Genomic DNA, 21,152 nt, shown 5'->3' with positions numbered 1-21,152 from the left:
CAAGCAAGTAACGCATCCGGCCAGCCCCCACCATGTCCTCTGCACTGACCCCCTCGCTCGCAACCCTGGCGAGCACCACTGCGCCCAAGCGCAGCCTCGCCTGGTACTTGTCCTGGGGCATCCTGCTGGTGGTGCTGGCCGCATCCTGGAAGGGCGCCGACATGCGCCCGCTCGATCTCATCAAGGATTCGGGTAACATGGCCCAGTACGCGGCCGAGTTCTTTCCGCCCAATTTCTCGCAGTGGCAGATCTACGTGCAGGAGATGCTGGTCACCCTGCAGATCGCGCTGTGGGGCACGGCGCTCGCGGTGGTCACCGCCGTGCCGTTGGCGCTGCTGGCCTCGTCCAACATCGCGCCCTGGTGGGTGAACCAGCCGGTGCGCCGCGTGCTCGACGCCTGCCGTGCCATCAACGAGATGGTGTTCGCCATGCTCTTCGTGGTGGCCGTGGGCCTGGGCCCGTTCGCCGGCGTGCTGGCGCTGTGGATCCACACCACCGGCACGCTGGCCAAGCTGTTCTCCGAGGCCGTGGAGGCCATCGACCCGCAGCCCGTGGAAGGCATCCGCTCCACGGGGGCGAGCGCCCTGCACGAGATCATCTACGGCGTGATCCCCCAGGTGATCCCGCTGTGGATCTCCTACACCCTCTACCGCTTCGAGGCCAACGTGCGCTCTGCCTCGGTGGTGGGCATGGTGGGGGCGGGTGGCATCGGCGTGGTGTTGTGGGAGATCATCCGCGGCTTCCAGTACGCCGAGACCTGCGCGGTGATGCTCATCATCGTGGTCACCGTGAGCCTGATCGACCTGGTGTCGGCGCGCATCCGCAAGACCATGATCTGAGGCTTCCCATGGCATTGACCCAGCACGACATCGCCCTGCTGCTCACCGAGCGCGGCCAGAAGCAGTATGGCCGCGAGGCCGTGAGCCAGCTCGACCACGCGCTGCAATGCGCCCACCTGGCCGAGGAGGCCGGCGAGACCCCCGCCACCGTCGTCGCGGCCCTGTTGCACGACCTGGGCCACCTGCTGGCCCCCGCCGCAGCAGAGCACGAGGCCCGTGCACCGCGCCACGACGACCTGCACCAGTACGTGGCCCTGCCGTTCCTGCGCGGCGTGCTGCCGGATGCAGTGCTGGAGCCCATCCGCATGCACGTCGATGCCAAGCGCTACCTGTGCGCGGTGGACGCCGACTACTGGGCCGCGCTCTCGCCTGCGTCGCAGCACAGCCTGGAGCTGCAGGGCGGCGCCTACGGCCTGGTCGAGTGTGCCCGGTTTGCCGAGCAGGCCTTTGCGCAGGAGGCCATCCGGCTGCGCCGCTACGACGACCTGGCCAAGGTGCCCGGCCGCGCCACGCCGCCGCTGCCGCACTACCTGGCGCTGATGGAGCAGGTGGCGGCCGGCTGATTCAAGCAGCCTTGTCGTTCATCCATTTCAGGTCCAGCGGCCGGTCCTCGAACTCGGTGTTCAGCACCACGGTGCTGGTGGTGCGGGCCACGCCCGCAATGGCCTTGATCTCGTAGATCACGTCTTCCAGCGCACGTGCATGCGTGGTGCGGATCTTGGCCAGGAAGTCGTACTCGCCGGCCACGCTGTGCAGCTCTTCCACCTGGGGCATGGCGCGCAGGCGCGGCGCCACGTCGCGGCAGTGGATGCCGCCATCGTTGCGGATGGCGACGAAGGCCGTGAAGTTCAGCCCCACGCGCTCATGGTCCACGCTGATCGAGAAACGGCGGATCACGCCCTTGTCCAGCATCTTCTTCACCCGCTCATGCACGGCAGCCGTCGACAGTCCCACTTCGGCCCCGACGTCGGCGTATGAACGTCGGCCATCGGTGCCCAAGGCAGAAATAATTCTGGTGTCTATCTCATCTGTCTGAATATTTGCTTGCATAAGCGCGTGAATTTGGTAAAAATTCCGAAATCCCTGTGATTTCCATAAATTTTCCGGTCAGGTGAAGAATATGCCGACATTTTTCAATGCGCAAGCAGGCAAGCACCGTGTGTGGGCTATCGCCATCGCCCTGTTGCTGGTCTACGTGGTCTGGGGCACCACCTATTTCGCCATCGGCATCGCCGTGCAGACCATGCCGCCGCTGCTGATGAACGCCATCCGCTTCCTCTGTGCGGGCGCCATCATGCTGGCGGTGGCGCTGTGGCAGGGCCATGCCCTGCCCACGGCCGTGCAGTGGCGCAACTCGGCCGTCGTCGGCGGCTGCATGGCGTTCCTGGCGATGAACCTCATGGGCTTTGCGCAGAAGATGGGCATCGGCTCGGGCCTGATGGCCACGGTGGTCACCACCATGCCCATGTGGCTGGCGCTGTGGTCGCGCTGGGGCGGTGAGCGCGTGCCCGCGACCAGCTGGATCGGGCTGGGGCTGGGCGTGGTGGGGGCGCTGCTGCTGGCGATGGAGGGCGACTTCTCGGCCACCTGGCTGGGTGCGCTGCTGGCCTTTGGCGCGCCGCTGTGCTGGAGCATCGGCTCCTACGCTTCGCGCCGGCTGTCCTTGCCTGCACCCGCCATGGCCTCGGCCGCGCAATGGTTCACGGGCGGCGCCATGGGCCTGGTGGTGGCGCTGTGCTTCGAGCCGGTCAGTGCACTCGGCCAGGTCAGTGCCAAGTCCTGGGCGGCCTGGGTGTACCTGCTGTTCTTCGGCACGCTGGTGGCGCTCAACGCCTACCTGTGGCTGCTGCAGAACACTTCGGCTGCGCTGGCCGGCAGCTATTCGTTCGTGAACCCGGCTGTGGCCCTGCTGGTGGGTGTGGCGCTGGGCGGCGAACTGCTCACGGGCTGGGTGTATGCCGCGCTGCCGCTGATCGGTGCAGCGCTGGTGTTCATCCTCTACGGCAAGGCGCTCATGGAACGTTGGGAGCGCCGTGCGCCAGCCGCGCTGGAAAGCGGCGCAGGCCAGGCGGGATAGGGCTTGTTGACAGGCCCTATACGCCCTGAGCGGTCATGCGTCGGGCACTACGGCGGTCGCTTCGATCTCGATCTTGGCGCGCTCTTCCATCAGGCCGGCCACCTGTACGCAGGCCATGGCTGGGAAGTTCTTGCCCAGCACCTCGCGGTAGACCACGCCCAGTTCCTTGAGGCGGGCGTTGTACTCGTTGCGGTCCACCACGTACCAGGTCAGGCGCACCAGGTGCTCGGGGCCGGCGCCGCCGGCTTCGAGCACGGCGCGCACGTTGAGCAGGGTCTGGCGCGTCTGGGCGATGAAGTCATCGCTCTCGAACTGCTGCTGTGCATTCCAGCCGATCTGGCCGCCGGTGAAGATCATCGTGCCGCGCGCGGCCACGCCGTTGGCGTAGCCCTTGGGCGTGACCCAGCCGGGGGGTTGCAAGTGGGTGTTCATGGTGTCGTGTTCGATGGGGGGTTGGCAGCGGCCGCAGCGGCTTCGCGCTGGCGCAGCCGAAAGCGCTGGAGTTTGCCCGTCTCGGTGCGCGGCAGTGTGGTGGCGAATTCCACCAGGCGCGGGTATTTGAAGGGGGCGATGGTGGCCTTCACATGGTCCTGCAGTGCCTTGGCCATGGCCGCATCGCCTGTGTGGCCGGGCTTGAGCACGCAGTAGGCCTTGACCACCATGCCGCGCTCTTCGTCGGGCACGCCGATCACCGCGCATTCGGCCACGGCCGGGTGGCGCAGCAGGGCGTCTTCCACCTCGGGGCCGCCGACGTTGTAGCCCGCGGTGATGATCATGTCGTCATCGCGTGCTTGGTAGAAGAAGTAGCCGTCCGCGTCCTGCACGAAGGCGTCGCCCGGGTAGTTCCAGCCGTTCTTCACGTACTTGGCCTGGCGCGGGTCGTCGAGGTAGCGGCAGCCCGTGGGGCCGACCACGGCGAGCTTGCCCACCGTGCCGCGCGGCAGTTCCTTGCCCTGGCCGTCGACCACCTTGGCCTGGTAGCCCGGCACCACCTTGCCGATGGCACCGGCACGGCTCTCGCCGCCCGCGGCCGAGATGAAGATGTGGAACATCTCCGTGGCGCCGATGCCGTCGGTCATGTCGATGCCCGTGGCCTCCTTCCACAGCTGGCGGGTGGCGTCGGGCAGGGCCTCCCCCGCGCTCACGCTGGTGCGCAGCGTGGGCAGGCCCAGCTGGCGCGCGAACGGCGCCATCTGCCGGTAGAAGGTGGGTGCGGTGTAGCAAATGGTCACGCCGGCGTCGTTCATCAGGCGCACCATGGTCTCGGGCGTGTAGGGCTGGTCGGGGAAGTAGATGCTGGCGCCTGCCCACATGGGGAACAGCAGCAGTCCGCCGAGGCCAAAGGTGAAGGCCAGCGGCGGCGAGCCGGCCACGATGTCGTCGGGCCGGGCGCGCAGCACATGGCGCGGCCAGGCCTCGCAGGCGGCCAGCACGTCGCGGTGCGTGTGCACGGCCGCCTTGGGCGCGCCCGTGGTGCCCGAGGTGAAGGCCATCAGGGCCACGTCGTCGGCCGAGGTCGGGCAGGCCGGCTGGGTACCCCACATGGCCTGCGCGCGTGTGAGCAGGTCGCCCGCATCGGGCGCGGTGTGGAAGGCAATGGTGGTGGCCAGCACCGGGTGCTCGGCCTGGGCCGCCTGCAGCTCGGCCAGCAGCCGGCCGTCGCACAGCGCCAGCGTGGGCTGGGCCCGCTCGATGATGCTGCCCAGCTCCACCGCGCGCAGCAGCGGCATGGTGGCCACCGCCACCAGCCCGGCGTGCACCACGCCCAGCCAGGCCAGCGCCATCTCCACCGTGTTGCCGCCACGCAGCAGCACGCGGTTGCCGGGCACCAGGCCATGCTCTTTCGTCAGCAGCTCCGCAATGCGCGCGGCCTCGGCGCGCGCCTCTCGGTAGCTGTAGCTGCGGTGCGGGCCGCGCAGCAGGGGGCGGTCGCCATGGCCGGCGCGCTCGGCCTGCTCGAACAGGGCCTGCACCAGGTTGGCCTGGTCGGCGATCTGCAGCTCGGGTGTGTCGTAGTTGAACGTGGGCAGGGCCTCGCGTGTGGGCAGGCGGTCGTGCACGAACTGGTCGGGCTGGGCGCTGGGGTGGGCCATGGGGGGATCCTTCCTTGTGGCTGCGGGTCAGGATGCCTGCAGGGCGGCCTTGCCGATGATGAGCTGCTGCACCTCGGTCGCGCCTTCGTAGATGCGCAGCGAGCGGATGTCGCGGTACAGGCTTTCCACCTTGCTGCCCACCTCCACACCGCGCCCGCCGTGCAGCTGCAGCGCCATGTCGATCACGCGCTGGGCGTTCTCGGTGGCGGTCATCTTCGCCATGGCCGCCTCGGCGGTGACACGCGTACCGCCGTGCTTTTCGCCCTCGTCGCGCAGCCAGGCGGCGCGGTAGGTCAGCAACGCGGCGCTGTCCACCAGCGCCGCCATCTCGCCGATGCGTGCCTGCGTGAGCTGGAAGTCCGCCAGCGTCTGACCGAACATCTTGCGCTGGCGCGCATGGTGCACGGCCTCGGCCAGTGCCCGGCGTGCCATGCCCAGGGCCGCAGCGGCTACGGACGCGCGGAAGATGTCCAGCGTGCGCATGGCCAACTTGAAGCCGCCGTTCAGCTCGCCCAGCAGGGCCGTGGCGGGCACCTGGCAGTCCGAGAAGACCAGCGTGGCCAGCGGATGCGGGGCCATCACGTGGATGTGCTGCGACGTGTCGAGGCCTTTGGCCGTGGCATCGACGATGAAGGCGCTGATGCCGCGCGTGCCGCCGTCCGGCTCAGTCTTGGCGAAAACGCAGTAGAAGTCGGCGATGCCGCCGTTGCTGATCCAGGTCTTGCTGCCGTTGACGGCGTAGGCGCCACCGGATGCCGGCAGCGCCGTGGTGCGCATGGCGCCCACATCCGATCCGGCCTCGGGCTCGCTCAGCGCAAAGGCCGCGATCAGCTGGCCGCTGGCCACACCCTGCAGGTAGTGCGCCTGCTGCGCGGCGCTGCCGGCCAGGGTGATGGCGCCGCTGCCCAGGCCCTGCATGGCAAACGCAAAGTCCGCCAGCGGCGAGTGGTAGGCCAGGGTTTCGCGCAGCAGCACCAGCGCGCGCGAGTCCAGCGCAGGCAGGGCGCCGCCGTGCGCTGCGGGCACGCAGTAGCGCAGCCAGCCGCCTGCGCCCAGGCGCTGGACCCAGTCACGGCAAGCGGCGCGGTCGTCGGTTTCGTCCACGTCCTGTGCGGCGGCCCAGGGCACCAGGCCGCGCGCCAGCGCGCGGTGTGCGTCGTCGAAGAAGGGCAGGGCCAGGTGGGCAGTGGAGGGCGCGCAGGGCGCCGGTGGGGTGGCAATGTGCATGGCTCAATCCCCCTCGAACACGGGTTTCTGCTTGGCCGCAAAGGCCTCGTAGGCGCGGCGGAAGTCCTGCGTCTGCATGCAGATGGCCTGGGCCTGGGCCTCGGCCTCGATGGCCTGGTCGATGGTCATGGCCCATTCCTGGGCCAGCATGGTCTTGGTCATGCCATGGGCAAAGGTCGGGCCGCTGGCCAGCGAGCGAGCGGTCTCGTGCACCTCTTGCAGCAGGTCGGCCGCGTCGTACAGGTCGTTGAAGAAGCCCCAGGCCAGGCCTTCCTGCGCCGTCATCGCGCGGCCGGTGAACAGCAGCTCCGAGGCGCGGCCCTGGCCGATGAGGCGCGGCAACAATGCACAGGCGCCCATGTCGGCGCCGGCCAGGCCCACGCGGGTGAAGAGAAATGCCGTCTTGGCCGCTGCCGTGCCGTAGCGCATGTCGCAGGCCAGCGCCATCATGGCGCCCGCACCAGCGCAGATGCCGTCGATGGCCCCCAGGATGGGCTGCGGGCAGGCGCGCATGGCCTTGACCAGGTCACCCGTCATGCGCGTGAACTCCAGCAGCTCGGGCATGGTCATCGTGGTCAGCGGGCCGATGATCTCGTGCACGTCGCCGCCCGAGCAGAAATTGCCGCCCGCGCCGGTGACCACCACGCACTTCACGTCGGTGGCAAAGCGCAGCGCGTAGAAGAAGTCGCGCAGCTCCGCATAGCTCTGGAAGGTGAGCGGGTTCTTGCGCTCGGGTCGGTTCAGCGTGACGGTGCCCACGCCATCGGCAAAGCTCCAGGCGAAATGCTGGGCTGCGTAAGGGGCCTTGGGTTCGAACTGTGCGCGCATGGGGTTGGCCGCGCTGATGTTGTGCTTCATTGCTCTGTCTCCACAGGGTGTTGTTGGGTGTGTTCCTTGACCTTGCCCAGCAAGCGGTGCAGGGTGGCGATGTCGCGCTCGGCCAAAGCGGCAAAGGCCTCGACGATCCACTGCTCGTGCTGGCGGGCCATGTCGTTGAACTGCTGGCGGCCGTGGGGCGTCAGGCGCACGCAGTAGGCGCGGCGGTCGCCCTCCACGTCCACGCGCTCCACCAGGCCCTCGGCCACGAGCTGGTCGGTGATGCCGGTGACGTTGCCGCTGGTCACCATCATGCGGCGCGACAGGTCCTTCATCTTCAGGCCGTCGGGCGCGCGCTCGAGCTGCGCCATCAGGTCGAAGCGCGGCAGCGTGGTGTCGAACTGGGCGCGCAGGCCGGCGCGCACCTGCTTTTCGATCAGTTGCGTGCAGGTCAGCATGCGCAGCCACAGGCGCAGGGCCTCCGGGTGCTCGCTCGGCGCGGCGCCGTGCAATCGGGCTTCGAGGTCCATGGCCTAGCCCTCTTCCTCGTTGGAACCGCGCTTTTGCTGCGCTTCCAGCGCGGCCTGCAGCTGCTTTTGCTTGCCGATCTCGCGCAGCATCTGGTCGCGGCCGCTCTGGTACTGCACGGGCCAGTCGGTGTGGGCTGCGGCCACGGGGCTCAACTGGGCCGCGGCGTGCAGCGTCCAGGCCGGGTCGGCCAGGTGCGGGCGGGCAATGGCGCACAGGTCGGCGCGGCCGGCGGCGATGATGCTGTTGGCGTGGTCGGCCTCCGTGATGGCGCCCACGGCCATGGTGGCGATGCCCACCTCGTTGCGGATGCGGTCGGCAAACGGTGTCTGGTACATGCGCCCGTAGACCGGCTTGGCGCTGCGCGTGGTCTGGCCGGAAGACACGTCGATCAGGTCGCAGCCCGCGGCCTTGAACAGGCGCGCGATCTCCACCGCGTCGTCGGGCGTGGTGCCGCCGGGTGCCCAGTCGTGGGCCGAGATGCGCACGCTCATGGGCTTGTCCACCGGCCACACGGCGCGCAGCGCGGTGAACACCTCCAGCGGATAGCGGCAGCGGTTGGCCAGGCTGCCGCCGTAGTCGTCGCTGCGCTGGTTGGTGATGGGGCTGATGAAGCTGGCCAGCAGGTAGCCATGCGCGCAGTGCAGCTCCAGCCAGTCGAACCCGCAGGCAGCGGCGCGGCGCGCGCTGTCGGTGAAGGCTGCGGTCATCGCATCCATGGCCGCGCGCGTCATCGCCGTGGGGGTCTGGTTCTGGTCGCCATAGGCCAGGGGGCTGGCGGCCAGCAGGGACCAGTTGCCTTGTTCGAGCGGCTCGTCCGTGCCCTCCCAACCCACGCGGGTGGAGCCCTTGGGGCCGCTGTGGCCCAGCTGCATGCCGATTTTGGCGCTGCTGCTGCCATGCACGAACTGCACGATACGCGCGAACGCAGCCTGCTGCGCGTCGTTCCATAGGCCCGTGCAGCCGGGGGTGATGCGGCCTTCGGGCGTGGGGCTGGTCATCTCCACCATCACCATCGCCGCGCCGCCCAGGGCGCGCGCGCCCAGGTGCACCAGCAAGAAGTCCTGCGGCACGCCATCGACCGCGCTGTAGGTGGCCATGGGCGAGACGACGATGCGGTTCTTGAGCGTGAGATCCCGCAATTTGAACGGTGTCAGCATGGGCGGCACGGCGGTCTTGCCGCCCGCCAGCCAGCCCTCGTACCCTTCCAGCCACTGCGCATCGCGCAGGCGCAGGTTTTCGTGGCTGATGCGCTGGCTGCGCGTGAGCAGCGAGTAGGCAAACTGCTCCACCTCCATGCCGGTGTAGCGCGTCACGTTCTCGAACCATTCGGTGGAGTTGCGCGCCGCGTTCTGGATCTTGAGCACCTCCACGCTGCGGCGGGCCTCGTAGTGCTGCAGCACCTCGTCGATGGGCAGGCCGGTGGCGAACTCGTTGGCCAGGTCGATGGCATCTTCGAGCGCCAGCTTGGTGCCGCTGCCGATCGAGAAATGCGCCGTGTGCGCCGCATCGCCCATCAGCACGATGGGCACCTGCTTGCCACCGATGGCCTCGCGGTGCACCCAGGTGCTGCAGATCACGCGTGGAAAGCGGATCCAGTTGGCCGAACCGCGCAGGTGCGTGGCGTTGCTGATGAGGGCATTGCCGTCCAGGTACTTGCCGAACAGGCGCTCGCAAAAGGCGATGGCCTCGGGCTGCTCCATCTGGTCGAGGCCGTGGGCCTTCCACACCTCCTCAGGCGTTTCCACGATGAAGGTGGAGGTGTCGGCATCGAACTGGTAGGCATGGGCCTGGAACCAGCCATGCTCCGTCTGCTCGAAAGCAAAGGTAAAAGCGTCGAACTTCTTGTGCGTGCCCAGCCAGACGAAACGGCACTGGCGCAGGTCGATATCGGGCTGGTAGGTGGTGGTGTAGCGCGTGCGGATGCGGCTGTTCAGGCCGTCGCTGGCGATCACCAGGTCGGCGTTGTACTTCGCGGCGGCTTCCTGGTCGTCCTGCACGTCGGCTTCGAACACCAGTTCCACCCCCACCGCGATGCAGCGCTCCTGCAGGATGTTGAGCAGCCGCTTGCGTCCGATGCCGCAGAACCCGTGCCCGCCCGAGCGCACGCTGCGGCCTTTGAAGAACACCTCGATGTCGTCCCAGTGGTTGAACGCATCGCCGATCTGGCGCGCCGTGGCGGCATCGGCCGCCTGCAGGTTGGCCAGCGTCTGGTCCGAGAGCACCACGCCCCAGCCAAAGGTGTCGAACGGGCGGTTGCGCTCCAGCACCGTCACGCGGTGCGCCGGGTTCTGCTGTTTCATGAGCAGGGCGAAATACAGACCTGCGGGGCCGCCGCCAATGCAAAGGATGTTCATGGGAAAATAGTTTAGGCTTAAACAAAATACTGTCAATGGGGCCATCCCGAAAAAGCGTTTGGGCGACCTTTGCGATCCAAATGGGGTGTTGACGCACTGCAGCACAGGGCCAAGAATGGTTGGCATGAAGCACCTGCTGCACGCTCTGGAAGGGCGGTTGGCTGCGTTGCCCGTGCCCATGGCGGTCCAGCTGCCTGCGGGCCGGCAACTGGGCGCCAGCAAGCCCGCCGTCACCTTGCGGTTTCGCGACCGCATGGCTCTCGTCGCCCTGGCAACGGGCGAGATCGGCAACGTGGGCGCCGCCATCGTCGAGGGCCGCGTGGCACTCGAAGGTGGCATGCGCGACCTGATGGCCGCTGCGGCCGGCCTGCTCACCCGCGACCCCGCGCACGGGCAGCAGCACCGATGGTGGCACCGCGCGCTGGCGCGGGCCCGTTCCATGGCCGCGCACACCCTGGGGCATGACGCCCGGCATATCCAGTTCCACTACGACCTGTCCGACGACTTCTATGCCCTGTGGCTGGACGAGCGGCGCGTGTACTCCTGCGCCTACTACCAGGGCGCCGCCATGGAACTGGGCCAGGCGCAAGAGGCCAAGCTCGACCACATCTGCCGCAAGCTGCGCCTGGCACCCGGCGAGCGCTTCCTGGACATCGGCGCCGGCTGGGGCGGCCTGCTGCTGTGGGCGGCCGAGCACTATGGAGTGGACGCCACGGGCATCACCCTCTCGCGCCACCAGCACGCGCACGTGCAGCGCCTGATCGAAGAGCGCGGCCTGCAGGGCCGAGTGCGCATGGAGCTGCGCGACTACCGCGAGCTGCAGCCCCGTGAACCCTTCGACAAGATTGCATCCGTCGGCATGTTCGAGCACGTGGGCCGCGCGCAGATGGGCCGCTACTTCGACACCGTGCACCGCCTGCTGCGCTCAGGCGGCCTGCTGCTCAACCACGGCATCACCGCTGGCGCGGTGGACAGCACCCAATTGGGCGCCGGCATGGGCGACTTCATCGAGGCGTACATCTTTCCCGGTGGCGAGTTGCTGCACGTGAGCGTGGTGCTGGCGAACATGGCCCGCGCTGGCCTGGAAATGGTGGACACCGAGAACCTGCGCCCGCACTACGCGCGCACCCTGTGGGCGTGGTCCGACAGGCTGGAGGCGCAACTGCCTGCGGCGCGCGAGGTGCTGGCCGCACAGGGCGGGGCCGGGCGGGGCGATAAAGTATTGCGTGCGTACCGCCTGTACCTTGCCGGGAGCGCCCTCGGGTTCGAGCGCGGCTGGATGGCCCTGCACCAGATGCTGGCCATACGGCCCGACGGGGATACGGCAACGGGCACCATGCCCGGCGCACAATCTGACTACCCGTTCACGCGGGAGTACATCTACAAGAACTAGACGACATCACAGACAACCAGGCAACTGCGACAACCACAGCCAACCCGAGAGACCACAGCACACCATGCTCTACAAATTCAAGTCCAAAGCCGCCGCCGACCTGATCATGCTCGAACCCCAGGGCCGCCAGATCCTGGAAATCATCGGCAAGGCCCCTGGCAGCAGCGGCATCGTGACCGCCGCGCAGATCCCCGGTGCGATCTCGGCACTGGAGGCTGCGGTGGCCTCCAGCGAAGCCCAGCCGCCGGCCCCAGAAGGCCAGGACGCGGAGGATGAGGACGAGCAAGGCGCCCGCGCCGATACGGTGAAGCTGCGCCAGCGCGCAGCGCCGTTCATCGAGATGCTGCGCAAGAGCGCGGCGGAGAAGGCGGACGTGGTCTGGGGGGTGTGACCCGTCTGGGCAGCAGGATGCCACGACCACAAGAAGAAGGCCCGCTTGCGCGGGCCTTGTGCCTTTCGCAGGCCGTTATGCCGCCAGGCCTGCTGGTAGCCGCCCCTTGATGGCTGCGGTGGTCAGGTTCAGTCCACCTTCGCCCCCGACGCCTTCACCACCTGCGCCCACTTCTTGTGTTCGGCGTCGATGTGTTTGGCGAATTCGGCGGGTGTGTTGCCTCCGGGGATTGCGCCCTGCGCCACCAGCCGTTCCTTCATCGCAGGCGAGGCCAGAGACTTGGCGACTTCCTGCTGGATGCGGTTCACGATCTCGGGCGGGGTGCCGGCAGGGGCGAGCAGTCCGAACCAGGAACTGGCCTCGAAGCCCTTGAGCGTGGGGCCGCCGGCCTGCTCCACCGTGGGCACGTCGGGCAGGGCGCTGGAGCGCTGGCTGCTGGTCACGGCCAGAGCGGTGAGCTTGCCGCCCTTGATCTGTGCCATGGACGACGGCAGGTTGTCGAACATCACGTCGGCATTGCCGCCCACCAGGTCCATCAGCGCGGGGCCAGAGCCGCGGTAGGGCAGGTGCAGCATAAAGGTGCCAGTCATGCTCTTGAACAGCTCGCCCGCGAGGTGGATGGAGGTGCCGTTGCCGCTCGATGCCATGTTGAACTTGCCCGGGCTGGCCTTGGCGACGCGGATGAAATCCTGCACGTTGGCGATGCCCAGGGACTTGGCCTTGTCGACGTTCATCACCATCACGTTGGGCACGGCGGCGACCAGGGTGATGGGCACGAAGTCCTTGATGGGGTCGTAGGGCAGCTTGGCGTACAGCGCGCGGTTGATGCCGTGCGTGCCCACGGTGCCCATGAGCAGGGTGTAGCCGTCGGCCGGGGCCTTGGCCACGATCTCGGCGCCCACGTTGCCGCCGGCCCCGGCCCGGTTGTCCACCACGAACTGCTGGCCGAACGCGCGGGACAGGTCGGGGGTCAGCGCACGGGCCAGGATGTCGGTGGTGCCGCCGGGCGCAAAGGGCACGACGATGCGCACGGGCTTGTTGGGCCAGCCGCTGGCGGTGGCCTGGGCGTGGGCAGCGCGGGGCAGCAGCAGGGCGCTGGCGGTGGCGACGGCCAGGGCGCCGAGCGCGCTCAGCGTGAAGGCCATGGCGATGGCCTTGCGGCGGTTGCGGGCCTGGACCTTGGTGGCTATGGCGGTGTTGCGTGGCAGGGGGCGAGGGGCTTGCTGGGCCATGGGGTGCGTCCTTGTCTGTCGTGTCGAATGGTATGCCCCTGTTCTACGCGCGCGTCTGCATTGGGGGCAGATGGATTACCCGCAGATCGACGCTCCAATGCGACACCCGATGGACCCGGCGCCACACCCTGTCAGGCGCCCGAAGGCGCAAAAAAGCCACCAGGCCCGGGGGCGTGGTGGCTTCGTCGCAGTGTTGTGTACGCGGTCTTGCGTGGCCAGGCTGTCGATCAGTCGGCGTAGGTGCCAGCCGCCTTGATGACGGCAGTCCACTTGTCGATTTCGGACACCACGAACTTCTTGTGCTCGGCAGGTTCCACGCGCTTGTCGGTCACGACCACGGCGCCCAGGCCTTCCTGCTTCTTGATGAATTCAGGGTCCTTCAGTGCCACCTTGAGTGCGTCGTTGATCTTCTTGACGACGTCAGGTGGCGTGCCCTTGGGGCCGTACAGGCCGTGCCAGATGGTCACTTCGAAGTTCTTCAGGCCCGACTCGGCCAGCGTGGGCAGGTCCTTGAGCAGAGGGGTGGTCAGGCGCTTGGGCGTGGTCACGGCATAGGCCTTGACCTTCTTCGATTCGATCTGGCCCGAGGTGTTGGTGGTCTGGTCGCACAGCAGGTCGATCTGGCCGCCGATCAGGTCGGTGATGGCAGGCGCCGTGCCCTTGTAGGGAACGGGCGTCATGTCGATCTGCACGGCGCTCTGGAACATCAGGCCGCACAGGTGCGAGGCAGAACCCAGCCCGGCGTTGCCCAGGTTGATCTTGCCCTTGTTCTGTGCGAGCCAGGCCGACAGCTCCTTGTAGTTGTTCGCCGCCATGGTGGGGCGTGCAATCAGCGTCATGGGCACGTCGTTGACCATGCCCAGGTATTCGAAGTCGTTCGGCACGCTGAAGGCCAGCTTGCGGTACAGCGCAGGCATGGTGGACATGCCGATGTGGTTGAGCAGCAGGGTGTAGCCGTCCGGTGCAGCGCGGGCGACGCGGGCGGCGCCGATGGAGCTGCCGGCGCCGGCGGTGTTGTCCACCACCACGTTGGCGCCCAGCGGCTTGCGCAGGGCTTCGGCCAGGTCACGCGCCACGCGGTCGGTGGGGCCGCCGGCAGCGAAGGGCACCACGATGGTGACCGTCTTGTCCTTGGATGGATATTCCTGCGCGGTGGCGCCGAATGCGGCGGCTGCCGCTGCGGCGACAAGGGCGAGTTGGATCAGTTTTTTCATGAGTGCTCCTCTGTAAAAGACGGGCCATGATATCCAGCGACCCTTTCGCCAGTATTGCGGGAATTACGTACCATGCGGGGGGTAGTGACTTTAAGCAAAAGAGGCTTCAATGGCCCGATGCTAAAGAGTTTGTTGCTACTGATAGCGTAGCAAATTAAGGGTAAACACTGGCGCCCAAACGGGGCAGAGTTTTCCCTTGGTTTGACCTTTGCCAAGGATTTTGGAGGTGCTTGGCAAAATGGGTCAGCAGCCCGGTTCCATATGCACAGAATATGCCTATATATAGGGAATATGGGTCTGCTCCATTAATCCCCCATGGGTCCAACGGATTCGCGCGAATCCACGGGTTTCACCGATAGCTGCGCGCGTCCTCGATCACGCGGCCATCGTTGGGCAGGCTGCCCGGCGGCACCATCTGCACCTCGCCACGCAGCTTGGTCACTTCGCGGATGGCATCACCCAGTTGGCGGGCCAGGCCTTCGGCGGTCTCGGTGGTTTCCACCTGCAGCAGCATCTGGTCGTTGGCCATCTCGCCGCTGACCACCAGGCGTGCACGCAGCACCTGCGGAAAGCGCCTTGCGATGGCGGCCACCTGGCCGGGGTGCACAAACATGCCGCGCACTTTGGTGGTCTGGTCGGCCCGCCCCATCCAGCCCTTGATGCGGCTGTTGGTGCGGCCCGTGGGGCAGGTGCCAGGCAGTACCGCCGAGAGGTCGCCGGTGCCAAAGCGCACCAGCGGGTAGTCGGGGTTCAGCGTGGTTACCACCAGCTCGCCCACCTCACCCTCGGGCACGGGGTCGCCGGTGCCGGGGCGCACAATTTCCACGATCACGCCTTCGTCGAGCACCAGGCCTTCGCGCGCGCTGGTCTCGTAGGCGATCAGTCCGAGGTCGGCCGTGGCATAGCACTGGTATCCTGCAATGCCGCGCTCGGTGAACCAGTCGCGCAGCGAGGGCGGAAACGCCTCGCCCGAGACCAGGGCCTTGGTCACGGTGGGCAGGGCCACACCCATCTCTGCGGCCTTCTCGACGATGAGCTTGAGGAAGCTGGGCGTGCCGATGTAGCCGGCCGGCCGCAGCTCGGCCATGGCCTGCACCTGCTGCTCGGTCTGGCCGGTGCCGCCGGCAAACACGGTGCAGCCCAGCGCATGGGCGCCCGTCTCCATCATGGAGCCGGCGGGCACGAAGTGGTAGCTGAAGCTGTTGTGGATCAGCTCGCCCGCGCGAAAACCCGCGCCGTACATCGCGCGCGCCATGCGCCAGTAGTCGCGCCGCGTGCCCTCGGGCTCGTAGATGGTGCCGGGGCTGGCGAACACACGCGGCATGGCGGCACCGAAGTTGAGGGCGCTGAAGCCGCCGAAGACACTGGTGGCGCGGCCAGCCTGCTGGCGCTCCAGCAGCTCGTGCTTGCGTGTCACGGGCAATTGCGCGAGGGCTGCGCGGCTGGTGATCGCCGATGCGTCAACGCCTGCCAGGATGCCGGCAAAGGCGGTCGATGCTGTCTGGGCGTGGGCCACCTGGCCGGGCAGGGCGGCAAGCAGGGCCGCTTCGCGCGCCCTCGGGTCGCGGGTTTCAAGATCGTCGTAGTGGGCAGCGGTCATGGAATGCTTTCGGGTGCGAACAATGCAAAGACAGGCTTCAGGCCAGCCAGCGCTTGCGGCGCTTGTAGCTCTTGACGTCCTTGAAGCTCTTGCGCTCGCCGCCGCCCACGCCCAGGTAGAACTCCTTGACGTCCTCGTTGCTGGCCAGGTCGCTGGCCGCGCCATCCATCACCACGCGGCCGCTTTCCATGATGTAGCCGTAGTCGGCGTACTTCAGGGCCATGTTGGTGTTCTGCTCGGCCAGCAGGAAGGTGACCTTTTCCTTGGTGTTCAGGTCCTTGACGATGTTGAACACCTCTTCCACGATCTGCGGCGCCAGGCCCATGGAAGGCTCGTCGAGCAGCACCATGCTGGGGTTGGCCATCAGCGCACGGCCGATGGCGCACATCTGCTGCTCGCCACCCGAGGTGTAGGCCGCCTGCGAGGTGCGCCGCGTCTTCAGGCGCGGGAAGTAGTTGTAGACCTTCTCCAGGTTGGCCGCGATCTCGGCCTTGCTGGTGCGGGTGTAGGAGCCCGTCATCAGGTTCTCTTCAATGGTCAGGTGGGCGAAGCAGTGGCGGCCCTCCATCACCTGCACCACCCCGCGCTTGACAAGGTCCGCCGGCGAGAGGTTCTCGATGCGCTCGCCGCGCAGCTCGATGCTCCCCTTGGTGACCGCGCCGCGCTCGCCCTGCAGCAGGTTGGAGACGGCCCGCAGCGTGGTCGTCTTGCCCGCGCCGTTGCCCCCCAGGATGGCGACGATGCTGCCCTCGCGCACCTGCAGCGAGACGCCCTTGAGGACCAGGATCACGTGGTTGTAGATGACTTCGATGCCATTGACGTTGAGAACGATGTTTGTAGCTTGTTCCATATGTCGTTACCGGTTGACCAATCGGCAGGCCTGGTGCGCACGCGTGGCGTGCGCTGCAAGCCTGTCGGTTGGCGGCTCCTTGGGGAGCCGCACCGTGGCGAGGGCGGCAGGACGTCGTGCCCTGCGCGCCATTCACATCAAGACTGGCAATCTGCGGCTTCGCGGCGGCTCATCTTCTTGTCTGCCAGGTACTTGTCGGCACCGGCCTTGACCATGGGCTTGAGAATCTGCTCATCGGCCTGGTACCAGTCAGAGGAGAAGTTCCACTTGCTGCCGTCCCAGGTGTGCACGCGGGCCCAGGTGGAGCCCATGTGGTCGGCGCAGCTCGTGGACAGGGGGCGCATCACGCCGCCAAAGCCCATGGCATCAAGCTTCTTCTGGTCCAGTGCGAGGTTTTCCATGCCCCAGCGCACCTGCTCGCCGGTCATGACCTTGCCCTTGCCGAAGCGCTCCTGCGCGCGGCGCACCGATTCCACGGCCAGCATCTGGATGATCACGCCGCGCGTGTACAGCACCGAGCCCACTTCGTCCTTGGGACCCGTGCCCTGGCTCTTGTCGTGCACGTGCTTGAGGATGTCCTGGATGACCTTGCTCTGCGTGCCGTAGCCGTTCAGCGCCAGGGCGTGGTAGCCCTTGGCGCCTTCGCCCACGTCGCGCACGTCAGGCTCGGCACCGGCCCACCACACGCCATAGAGCTTGTCGCGCGGGAAGCCCGTGGCCTGCGCTTCCTTCAAGGCGGTGGAGTTCATCACGCCCCAGCCCCACAGCAGCACGTAGTCGGGGCGGCTCTGGCGCACCTGCAGCCAGGTGGCCTTCTGCTCCACACCGGGTGCGGTCACGGGCAGCATCTGCAGCTCGAAGCCATGCATCTTGGCGCGTTCTTGCAGCAGCGGGATGGGTTCCTTGCCGAACGGGCTGTCGTGGTAGACCAGGGCGATCTTCTTGCCCTTGAGCTTGTCCAGGCCGCCGGCGGACTTGCCGATGTGCTGGATCAGGATGTCGGCGCCGGTCCAGTAGCTGCCCATGAAGGGGAAGTTCCACTTGAAGGCCTGTCCGTCCTGCGCAACCGACAGGCCGTAGCCCAGCGTCATCAGCGGGATCTTGTCCACGGGCGCCTTCTCGGTCAGCGCGAAGGTGATGCCCGTGGCCTGCGGGTCGAATAGCGCCACGCCGGGCTTGCCTTTCAGGCGCTCATAGCATTCCACGCCGCGGTCGGTGGCGTAGCCAGTTTCGCATTCTTCAAAGGTCAGCTTCACACCGTTGATGCCGCCGTCACGGGCGTTGATCATCTTGATGTAGTCCTGCTTGCCGTTGGCCCATGGCACGCCGTTGGGTGCGTAGGGGCCGGTGCGGTAGGACAGCAGCGGGAAGAACTGCTCCTTGGCTTGCGCGAAGGCGCTCGTCGCAATGGACGAAGCACCTGCAGCAACCACCGCAGCGGCGATCACGAGTTTCGAAAGCTTCATGGATGTCTCCTTTGAATGAATGTGTTGAAGCACGGGGGAAAACAGTCGGGGTGAGCTACCGAGTGGACGCGGCCAGCGGGACCGCCACATCGGGAATTGCGAGTAGGGACTTTCCTTGGGGCTGCATGGGCATGAGCGAACCTGCTCAGTGCGGGAAGGGCCACAGCCTGAGCTTCTGCTTGCCCGTGGACCACAGCTTGGCCAGCCCGTGGGGCTCGACGATCAGGAACCAGACGATGAGCGCGCCGAAGATCATCAGCTCGGCGTGCGACACGCCGGCCGTGGATATCTGGATGCCGAAGGCGCCCAGCAGTGCCGGCAGGAACTGGTTGAGCACGATGGGCAGCACGACGATGAAGGCCGCACCGAAGAAGCCACCCATGATGGAGCCCAGGCCGCCGATGATCACCATGAACAGCAGGCGAAACGAGATCTCGACCGAGAAGGCCGCCGGCTCCCAGGCGCCCAGGTGCACGAAGGCCCACAGCGCACCGGCCATGCCGATGATGAAGGAGCTGACGGCAAACGCGCTGAGCTTGGCGTACATGGGGCGGATGCCGATCACGGCGGCTGCCACGTCCATGTCGCGGATGGCCATCCACTCGCGGCCGATGGCGCCGCGCACCAGGTTCTTGGCCAGTAGCGCGACCACCACCAGCACGGCCAGGCAAAAGAGGTACTTGCTGGTGGCGCTCTCGATGGGCATGCCGAAGACCTGCAGGCTGTTCACCGACACCGAGCCCGAATCGGAGTTGTTGGTAAACCACTTGATGCGCAGGAACATCCAGTCGCTGAAGAACTGCGCGGCCAGGGTCGCCACGGCCAGGTACAGGCCCTTGACGCGCAGGCTGGGCAGCCCGAACAGGATGCCGAAGAAGGTGGCGCACAGGCCGCCCAGGATCAGCGCCGGGATGAGCGGCATGCCCGGAATGCGCACGAAGAAGTTGTAGGCACCGTAGGCCCCCACGGCCATGAAGGCACCCGAGCCCAGCGAGATCTGCCCGCAGTAGCCCACCAGGATGTTCACCCCCAGGGCCGCCAGCGCCATGATGACGAAGGGGATCAGGATGGCGCGGAAGATGTAATCGCTGGCCAGCATGGGCACGGCGATGAAGGCCACGGCCAGGATGAGGCCGATGGCGATGCGGTCCTGCGCGATCGGGAAGATCTGCTGGTCCGAGCGGTAGCTGGTCTTGAACTGGCCGTTTTCGCGGTAGAACATGGAAGTCTCCTTTTCTTGTTCTTGTGGGTTCAGACGCGGTCGATGATCTTCTCTCCAAACAAGCCTTGCGGCCTGAAGAGAAGGAACACCAGCGCCAGCACATACGCAAACCAGATCTCGATACCCCCGCCCACGTAGGGGCCCAGGTAGACCTCGGAGAGCTTCTCGCCCACGCCGATGATCAGCCCGCCGATGATGGCTCCGGGCACCGAGGTGAGGCCGCCCAGGATCACCACGGGCAGGGCGCGCAGGGCCACGGTGGTCAGCGAGAACTGCACGCCGAGCTTGGAGCCCCAGATCATTCCGGCCACCAGGGCCACGACGCCGGCCACACACCACACGATCACCCAGATGCGGTTGAGCGGGATGCCGATGGACTGGGCGGCCTGGTGGTCGTCGGCCACGGCACGCAGGGCGCGGCCGGTGGAGGTCTTCTGGAAGAAGACGCTGAGCAGCACCACCAGCGCGGCGGCAATGCCGGCGGCGATCACGTCTTCCTTGTTGATCAGGATGCCACCCTGGAACAGGGATTCGAGCGCGAAGATCGGTTCCTTGGGCATGCCGATGTCGATCTTGTAGATGTCGCTGCCGAACATCGTCTGGCCCAGGCCTTCCAGGAAGTAGGTGATGCCCAGCGTGGCCATGAGCAGCGTGGCGCCCTCCTGGTTCACGAGGTGGCGCAGCACCAGCTTCTCGATCAGCCAGGCCACCACGAACATGATGGCGCCCGCGATGATGAAGGCCGACACGGTGGCGACCACGGGGCTGGTGATGCCCGTCCACTTGGGGATCCACTCGGCAAAGCGTGCCATGGCCAGGGCGGCGAACAGCACCATCGCGCCCTGCGCGAAGTTGAAGACGCCCGATGCTTTGTAGATCAGCACGAAGCCCAGCGCCACCAGCGAATACAGCATGCCCGCCATGAGGCCGCCGATGAGTGTTTCAAGAAAGAATGCCATGGTTTTGTTCTCCTGCGCGTTCAGTGCGACGTGCCCAGGTAGGCACTGATCACGTCTTCGTTGTTGCGCACTTCGTCGGGGGTGCCGTCGCCGATCTTCTTGCCGTAGTCGAGCACCACCACGCGGTCGGAGATGTCCATCACCACGCCCATGTCGTGTTCGATGAGCACGATGGTGGTGCCGAACTCGTCGTTCACGTCGAGGATGAAGCGGCACATGTCCTGCTTTTCCTCGACGTTCATGCCCGCCATGGGCTCGTCGAGCAGCAGCACCTGCGGTTCCATGGCCAGGGCGCGGCCCAGGTCCACGCGCTTTTGCAGGCCATAGGGCAACTGGCCCACGGGGGTCTTGCGGTAGGCCTGGATTTCCAGGAAGTCGATGATGTGCTCGACGAACTCGCGGTGGCGGATCTCCTCGCGCTCGGCCGGGCCGATGCGCAGCGCCTGCAAGAGCAGGTTGCTTTTGATCTTCAGGTTGCGCCCGGTCATGATGTTGTCGATCACGCTCATGCCCTTGAACAACGCCAGGTTCTGGAAGGTGCGGGCCACGCCCATCTCGGCCACCTGGCGCGAGTTCATGTGCGAAAACGTCTTGCCGCGGAAGGTGATGGAGCCATCCTGCGGCGTGTACACGCCGTTGATGCAGTTGAGCATGGAGCTCTTGCCTGCGCCGTTGGGCCCGATGATGGCGCGAATCTCGTGCTCCCGGACGTTGAACGAGATGTCGGTGAGCGCCTTCACGCCGCCAAACCGCAGGCTGATGTTCTTGACGTCGAGGATGACGTCGCCGATCTTCTTTTGGTTCATGGTGGGGTGTTGCTGCTCGGGCGGGTAGAGAGCGGGTTTCATGCGGCGGCCTTGACGGATGCGAAGGTCTTAGTTACGGCAT

20 protein-coding genes are annotated in these 21,152 nt (G+C 66.7%); 5 read left to right on the top strand and 15 right to left on the bottom strand.

The window, feature by feature from the left end; genetic code table 11:
• The first annotated feature begins 32 nt into the window (after window positions 1-32).
• Both phnE and ASE28_RS10280 read left to right on the top strand, forming a co-directional pair.
• Entirely contained in the window at window positions 33-839 is an 807-nt protein-coding gene (phnE, locus tag ASE28_RS10285; RefSeq protein WP_057266500.1) for a phosphonate ABC transporter, permease protein PhnE, read from the top strand.
• An 8-nt stretch (window positions 840-847) separates the two neighbouring features.
• On the top strand, window positions 848-1,402 hold the full coding sequence (locus ASE28_RS10280; protein ID WP_057266499.1) for a phosphonate degradation HD-domain oxygenase: 555 nt from the start codon (window positions 848-850) through the stop codon (window positions 1,400-1,402).
• Between the two features lies 1 nt (window position 1,403).
• On the opposite strand, the gene ASE28_RS10275 is transcribed toward ASE28_RS10280, so the two are convergent.
• Window positions 1,404-1,889 (bottom strand): Lrp/AsnC family transcriptional regulator, encoded by a 486-nt coding sequence (locus ASE28_RS10275; protein ID WP_218885799.1) that lies wholly within the window; start codon window positions 1,887-1,889, stop codon window positions 1,404-1,406.
• Between the two features lie 70 nt (window positions 1,890-1,959).
• Between ASE28_RS10275 and ASE28_RS10270 the strand changes: the two genes are divergently transcribed.
• Window positions 1,960-2,916: an EamA family transporter gene (locus ASE28_RS10270; protein WP_057266498.1), complete on the top strand. Its 957-nt coding sequence runs from the start codon at window positions 1,960-1,962 to the stop codon at window positions 2,914-2,916.
• Window positions 2,917-2,949: 33 nt separating this feature from the next.
• On the opposite strand, the gene ASE28_RS10265 is transcribed toward ASE28_RS10270, so the two are convergent.
• Genes ASE28_RS10265 through ASE28_RS10240 form a run of 6 tightly spaced genes read right to left on the bottom strand, consistent with a single transcriptional unit; the run spans window position 2,950 to window position 9,937 of the window.
• Entirely contained in the window at window positions 2,950-3,348 is a 399-nt protein-coding gene (locus tag ASE28_RS10265) for a RidA family protein (RefSeq protein WP_057266497.1), read from the bottom strand.
• A complete protein-coding gene (locus tag ASE28_RS10260; RefSeq protein WP_057266496.1) occupies window positions 3,345-5,009 on the bottom strand; it encodes an AMP-binding protein in 1,665 nt (554 codons plus the stop codon). The genes ASE28_RS10265 and ASE28_RS10260 overlap by 4 nt, the downstream gene beginning before the upstream one ends.
• A 27-nt stretch (window positions 5,010-5,036) precedes the next feature.
• Complete coding sequence (locus tag ASE28_RS10255; RefSeq protein ID WP_057266495.1) at window positions 5,037-6,236, bottom strand: acyl-CoA dehydrogenase family protein; 1,200 nt, start codon at window positions 6,234-6,236, stop codon at window positions 5,037-5,039.
• 3 nt (window positions 6,237-6,239) lie between these two features.
• Window positions 6,240-7,094, bottom strand: a complete 855-nt coding sequence (locus ASE28_RS10250; protein WP_057266494.1) for an enoyl-CoA hydratase family protein — start codon at window positions 7,092-7,094, stop codon at window positions 6,240-6,242.
• Window positions 7,091-7,582: a MarR family winged helix-turn-helix transcriptional regulator gene (locus ASE28_RS10245; RefSeq protein ID WP_057266493.1), complete on the bottom strand. Its 492-nt coding sequence runs from the start codon at window positions 7,580-7,582 to the stop codon at window positions 7,091-7,093. The genes ASE28_RS10250 and ASE28_RS10245 overlap by 4 nt, the downstream gene beginning before the upstream one ends.
• A 3-nt stretch (window positions 7,583-7,585) precedes the next feature.
• Window positions 7,586-9,937 (bottom strand): bifunctional salicylyl-CoA 5-hydroxylase/oxidoreductase, encoded by a 2,352-nt coding sequence (locus ASE28_RS10240; RefSeq protein WP_082608009.1) that lies wholly within the window; start codon window positions 9,935-9,937, stop codon window positions 7,586-7,588.
• A 124-nt stretch (window positions 9,938-10,061) separates the two neighbouring features.
• Between ASE28_RS10240 and ASE28_RS10235 the strand changes: the two genes are divergently transcribed.
• Window positions 10,062-11,330 carry a cyclopropane-fatty-acyl-phospholipid synthase family protein gene (locus tag ASE28_RS10235; protein WP_057266584.1) on the top strand — a complete coding sequence of 423 codons (1,269 nt, stop codon included), beginning with the start codon at window positions 10,062-10,064 and terminating at the stop codon, window positions 11,328-11,330.
• A gap of 64 nt (window positions 11,331-11,394) precedes the next feature.
• Window positions 11,395-11,721, top strand: a complete 327-nt coding sequence (locus ASE28_RS10230; RefSeq protein WP_057266491.1) for a DUF1840 domain-containing protein — start codon at window positions 11,395-11,397, stop codon at window positions 11,719-11,721.
• A 128-nt stretch (window positions 11,722-11,849) separates the two neighbouring features.
• Here the strand turns inward: ASE28_RS10230 and ASE28_RS10225 are convergent, their stop codons facing one another.
• From ASE28_RS10225 to ASE28_RS10190, 8 genes are all read right to left on the bottom strand, one after another.
• On the bottom strand, window positions 11,850-12,953 hold the full coding sequence (locus tag ASE28_RS10225; protein ID WP_057266490.1) for a tripartite tricarboxylate transporter substrate binding protein: 1,104 nt from the start codon (window positions 12,951-12,953) through the stop codon (window positions 11,850-11,852).
• A 227-nt stretch (window positions 12,954-13,180) separates the two neighbouring features.
• Entirely contained in the window at window positions 13,181-14,167 is a 987-nt protein-coding gene (locus ASE28_RS10220) for a tripartite tricarboxylate transporter substrate-binding protein (RefSeq protein ID WP_057199884.1), read from the bottom strand.
• 349 nt (window positions 14,168-14,516) lie between these two features.
• Window positions 14,517-15,767 carry a phenylacetate--CoA ligase family protein gene (locus ASE28_RS10215; protein WP_057199885.1) on the bottom strand — a complete coding sequence of 417 codons (1,251 nt, stop codon included), beginning with the start codon at window positions 15,765-15,767 and terminating at the stop codon, window positions 14,517-14,519.
• A gap of 37 nt (window positions 15,768-15,804) precedes the next feature.
• On the bottom strand, window positions 15,805-16,617 hold the full coding sequence (locus ASE28_RS10210; protein ID WP_057199886.1) for an ABC transporter ATP-binding protein: 813 nt from the start codon (window positions 16,615-16,617) through the stop codon (window positions 15,805-15,807).
• A 137-nt stretch (window positions 16,618-16,754) separates the two neighbouring features.
• The gene (locus ASE28_RS10205) at window positions 16,755-18,083 is read right to left on the bottom strand and encodes an ABC transporter substrate-binding protein (protein ID WP_057266489.1); all 1,329 of its coding nucleotides are present in this window, start codon (window positions 18,081-18,083) and stop codon (window positions 16,755-16,757) included.
• 145 nt (window positions 18,084-18,228) lie between these two features.
• On the bottom strand, window positions 18,229-19,305 hold the full coding sequence (locus tag ASE28_RS10200; RefSeq protein ID WP_057266488.1) for a branched-chain amino acid ABC transporter permease: 1,077 nt from the start codon (window positions 19,303-19,305) through the stop codon (window positions 18,229-18,231).
• Window positions 19,306-19,334: 29 nt separating this feature from the next.
• Window positions 19,335-20,264 carry a branched-chain amino acid ABC transporter permease gene (locus tag ASE28_RS10195; protein ID WP_057266487.1) on the bottom strand — a complete coding sequence of 310 codons (930 nt, stop codon included), beginning with the start codon at window positions 20,262-20,264 and terminating at the stop codon, window positions 19,335-19,337.
• Window positions 20,265-20,284: 20 nt separating this feature from the next.
• Window positions 20,285-21,070, bottom strand: a complete 786-nt coding sequence (locus ASE28_RS10190; RefSeq protein WP_057199890.1) for an ABC transporter ATP-binding protein — start codon at window positions 21,068-21,070, stop codon at window positions 20,285-20,287.
• Window positions 21,071-21,152: the final 82 nt, after the last annotated feature.

Source organism: Acidovorax sp. Root219 (assembly GCF_001428665.1).
Lineage (GTDB): Bacteria > Pseudomonadota > Gammaproteobacteria > Burkholderiales > Burkholderiaceae_C > Acidovorax.
The sequence above is the reverse complement of the archived record's forward strand: the minus strand, read 5'-3'. Positions and strand labels throughout refer to the sequence as shown.

What these genes read in the sequence shown, in the direction of transcription:
- ASE28_RS10240 (WP_082608009.1), bottom strand. Translation starts at nt 9,937, where the DNA reads ATGAACATCCTTTGCATTGGCGGCGGCCCCGCAGGTCTGTATTTCGCC.
- ASE28_RS10260 (WP_057266496.1), bottom strand. Translation starts at nt 5,009, where the DNA reads ATGGCCCACCCCAGCGCCCAGCCCGACCAGTTCGTGCACGACCGCCTG.
- ASE28_RS10210 (WP_057199886.1), bottom strand. Translation starts at nt 16,617, where the DNA reads ATGGAACAAGCTACAAACATCGTTCTCAACGTCAATGGCATCGAAGTC.
- ASE28_RS10270 (WP_057266498.1), top strand. Translation starts at nt 1,960, where the DNA reads ATGCCGACATTTTTCAATGCGCAAGCAGGCAAGCACCGTGTGTGGGCT.
- ASE28_RS10200 (WP_057266488.1), bottom strand. Translation starts at nt 19,305, where the DNA reads ATGTTCTACCGCGAAAACGGCCAGTTCAAGACCAGCTACCGCTCGGAC.
- ASE28_RS10195 (WP_057266487.1), bottom strand. Translation starts at nt 20,264, where the DNA reads ATGGCATTCTTTCTTGAAACACTCATCGGCGGCCTCATGGCGGGCATG.
- phnE (WP_057266500.1), top strand. Translation starts at nt 33, where the DNA reads ATGTCCTCTGCACTGACCCCCTCGCTCGCAACCCTGGCGAGCACCACT.
- ASE28_RS10280 (WP_057266499.1), top strand. Translation starts at nt 848, where the DNA reads ATGGCATTGACCCAGCACGACATCGCCCTGCTGCTCACCGAGCGCGGC.
- ASE28_RS10230 (WP_057266491.1), top strand. Translation starts at nt 11,395, where the DNA reads ATGCTCTACAAATTCAAGTCCAAAGCCGCCGCCGACCTGATCATGCTC.
- ASE28_RS10250 (WP_057266494.1), bottom strand. Translation starts at nt 7,094, where the DNA reads ATGAAGCACAACATCAGCGCGGCCAACCCCATGCGCGCACAGTTCGAA.
- ASE28_RS10275 (WP_218885799.1), bottom strand. Translation starts at nt 1,889, where the DNA reads ATGCAAGCAAATATTCAGACAGATGAGATAGACACCAGAATTATTTCT.
- ASE28_RS10225 (WP_057266490.1), bottom strand. Translation starts at nt 12,953, where the DNA reads ATGGCCCAGCAAGCCCCTCGCCCCCTGCCACGCAACACCGCCATAGCC.
- ASE28_RS10265 (WP_057266497.1), bottom strand. Translation starts at nt 3,348, where the DNA reads ATGAACACCCACTTGCAACCCCCCGGCTGGGTCACGCCCAAGGGCTAC.
- ASE28_RS10220 (WP_057199884.1), bottom strand. Translation starts at nt 14,167, where the DNA reads ATGAAAAAACTGATCCAACTCGCCCTTGTCGCCGCAGCGGCAGCCGCC.
- ASE28_RS10190 (WP_057199890.1), bottom strand. Translation starts at nt 21,070, where the DNA reads ATGAACCAAAAGAAGATCGGCGACGTCATCCTCGACGTCAAGAACATC.
- ASE28_RS10255 (WP_057266495.1), bottom strand. Translation starts at nt 6,236, where the DNA reads ATGCACATTGCCACCCCACCGGCGCCCTGCGCGCCCTCCACTGCCCAC.
- ASE28_RS10235 (WP_057266584.1), top strand. Translation starts at nt 10,062, where the DNA reads ATGAAGCACCTGCTGCACGCTCTGGAAGGGCGGTTGGCTGCGTTGCCC.
- ASE28_RS10205 (WP_057266489.1), bottom strand. Translation starts at nt 18,083, where the DNA reads ATGAAGCTTTCGAAACTCGTGATCGCCGCTGCGGTGGTTGCTGCAGGT.
- ASE28_RS10245 (WP_057266493.1), bottom strand. Translation starts at nt 7,582, where the DNA reads ATGGACCTCGAAGCCCGATTGCACGGCGCCGCGCCGAGCGAGCACCCG.
- ASE28_RS10215 (WP_057199885.1), bottom strand. Translation starts at nt 15,767, where the DNA reads ATGACCGCTGCCCACTACGACGATCTTGAAACCCGCGACCCGAGGGCG.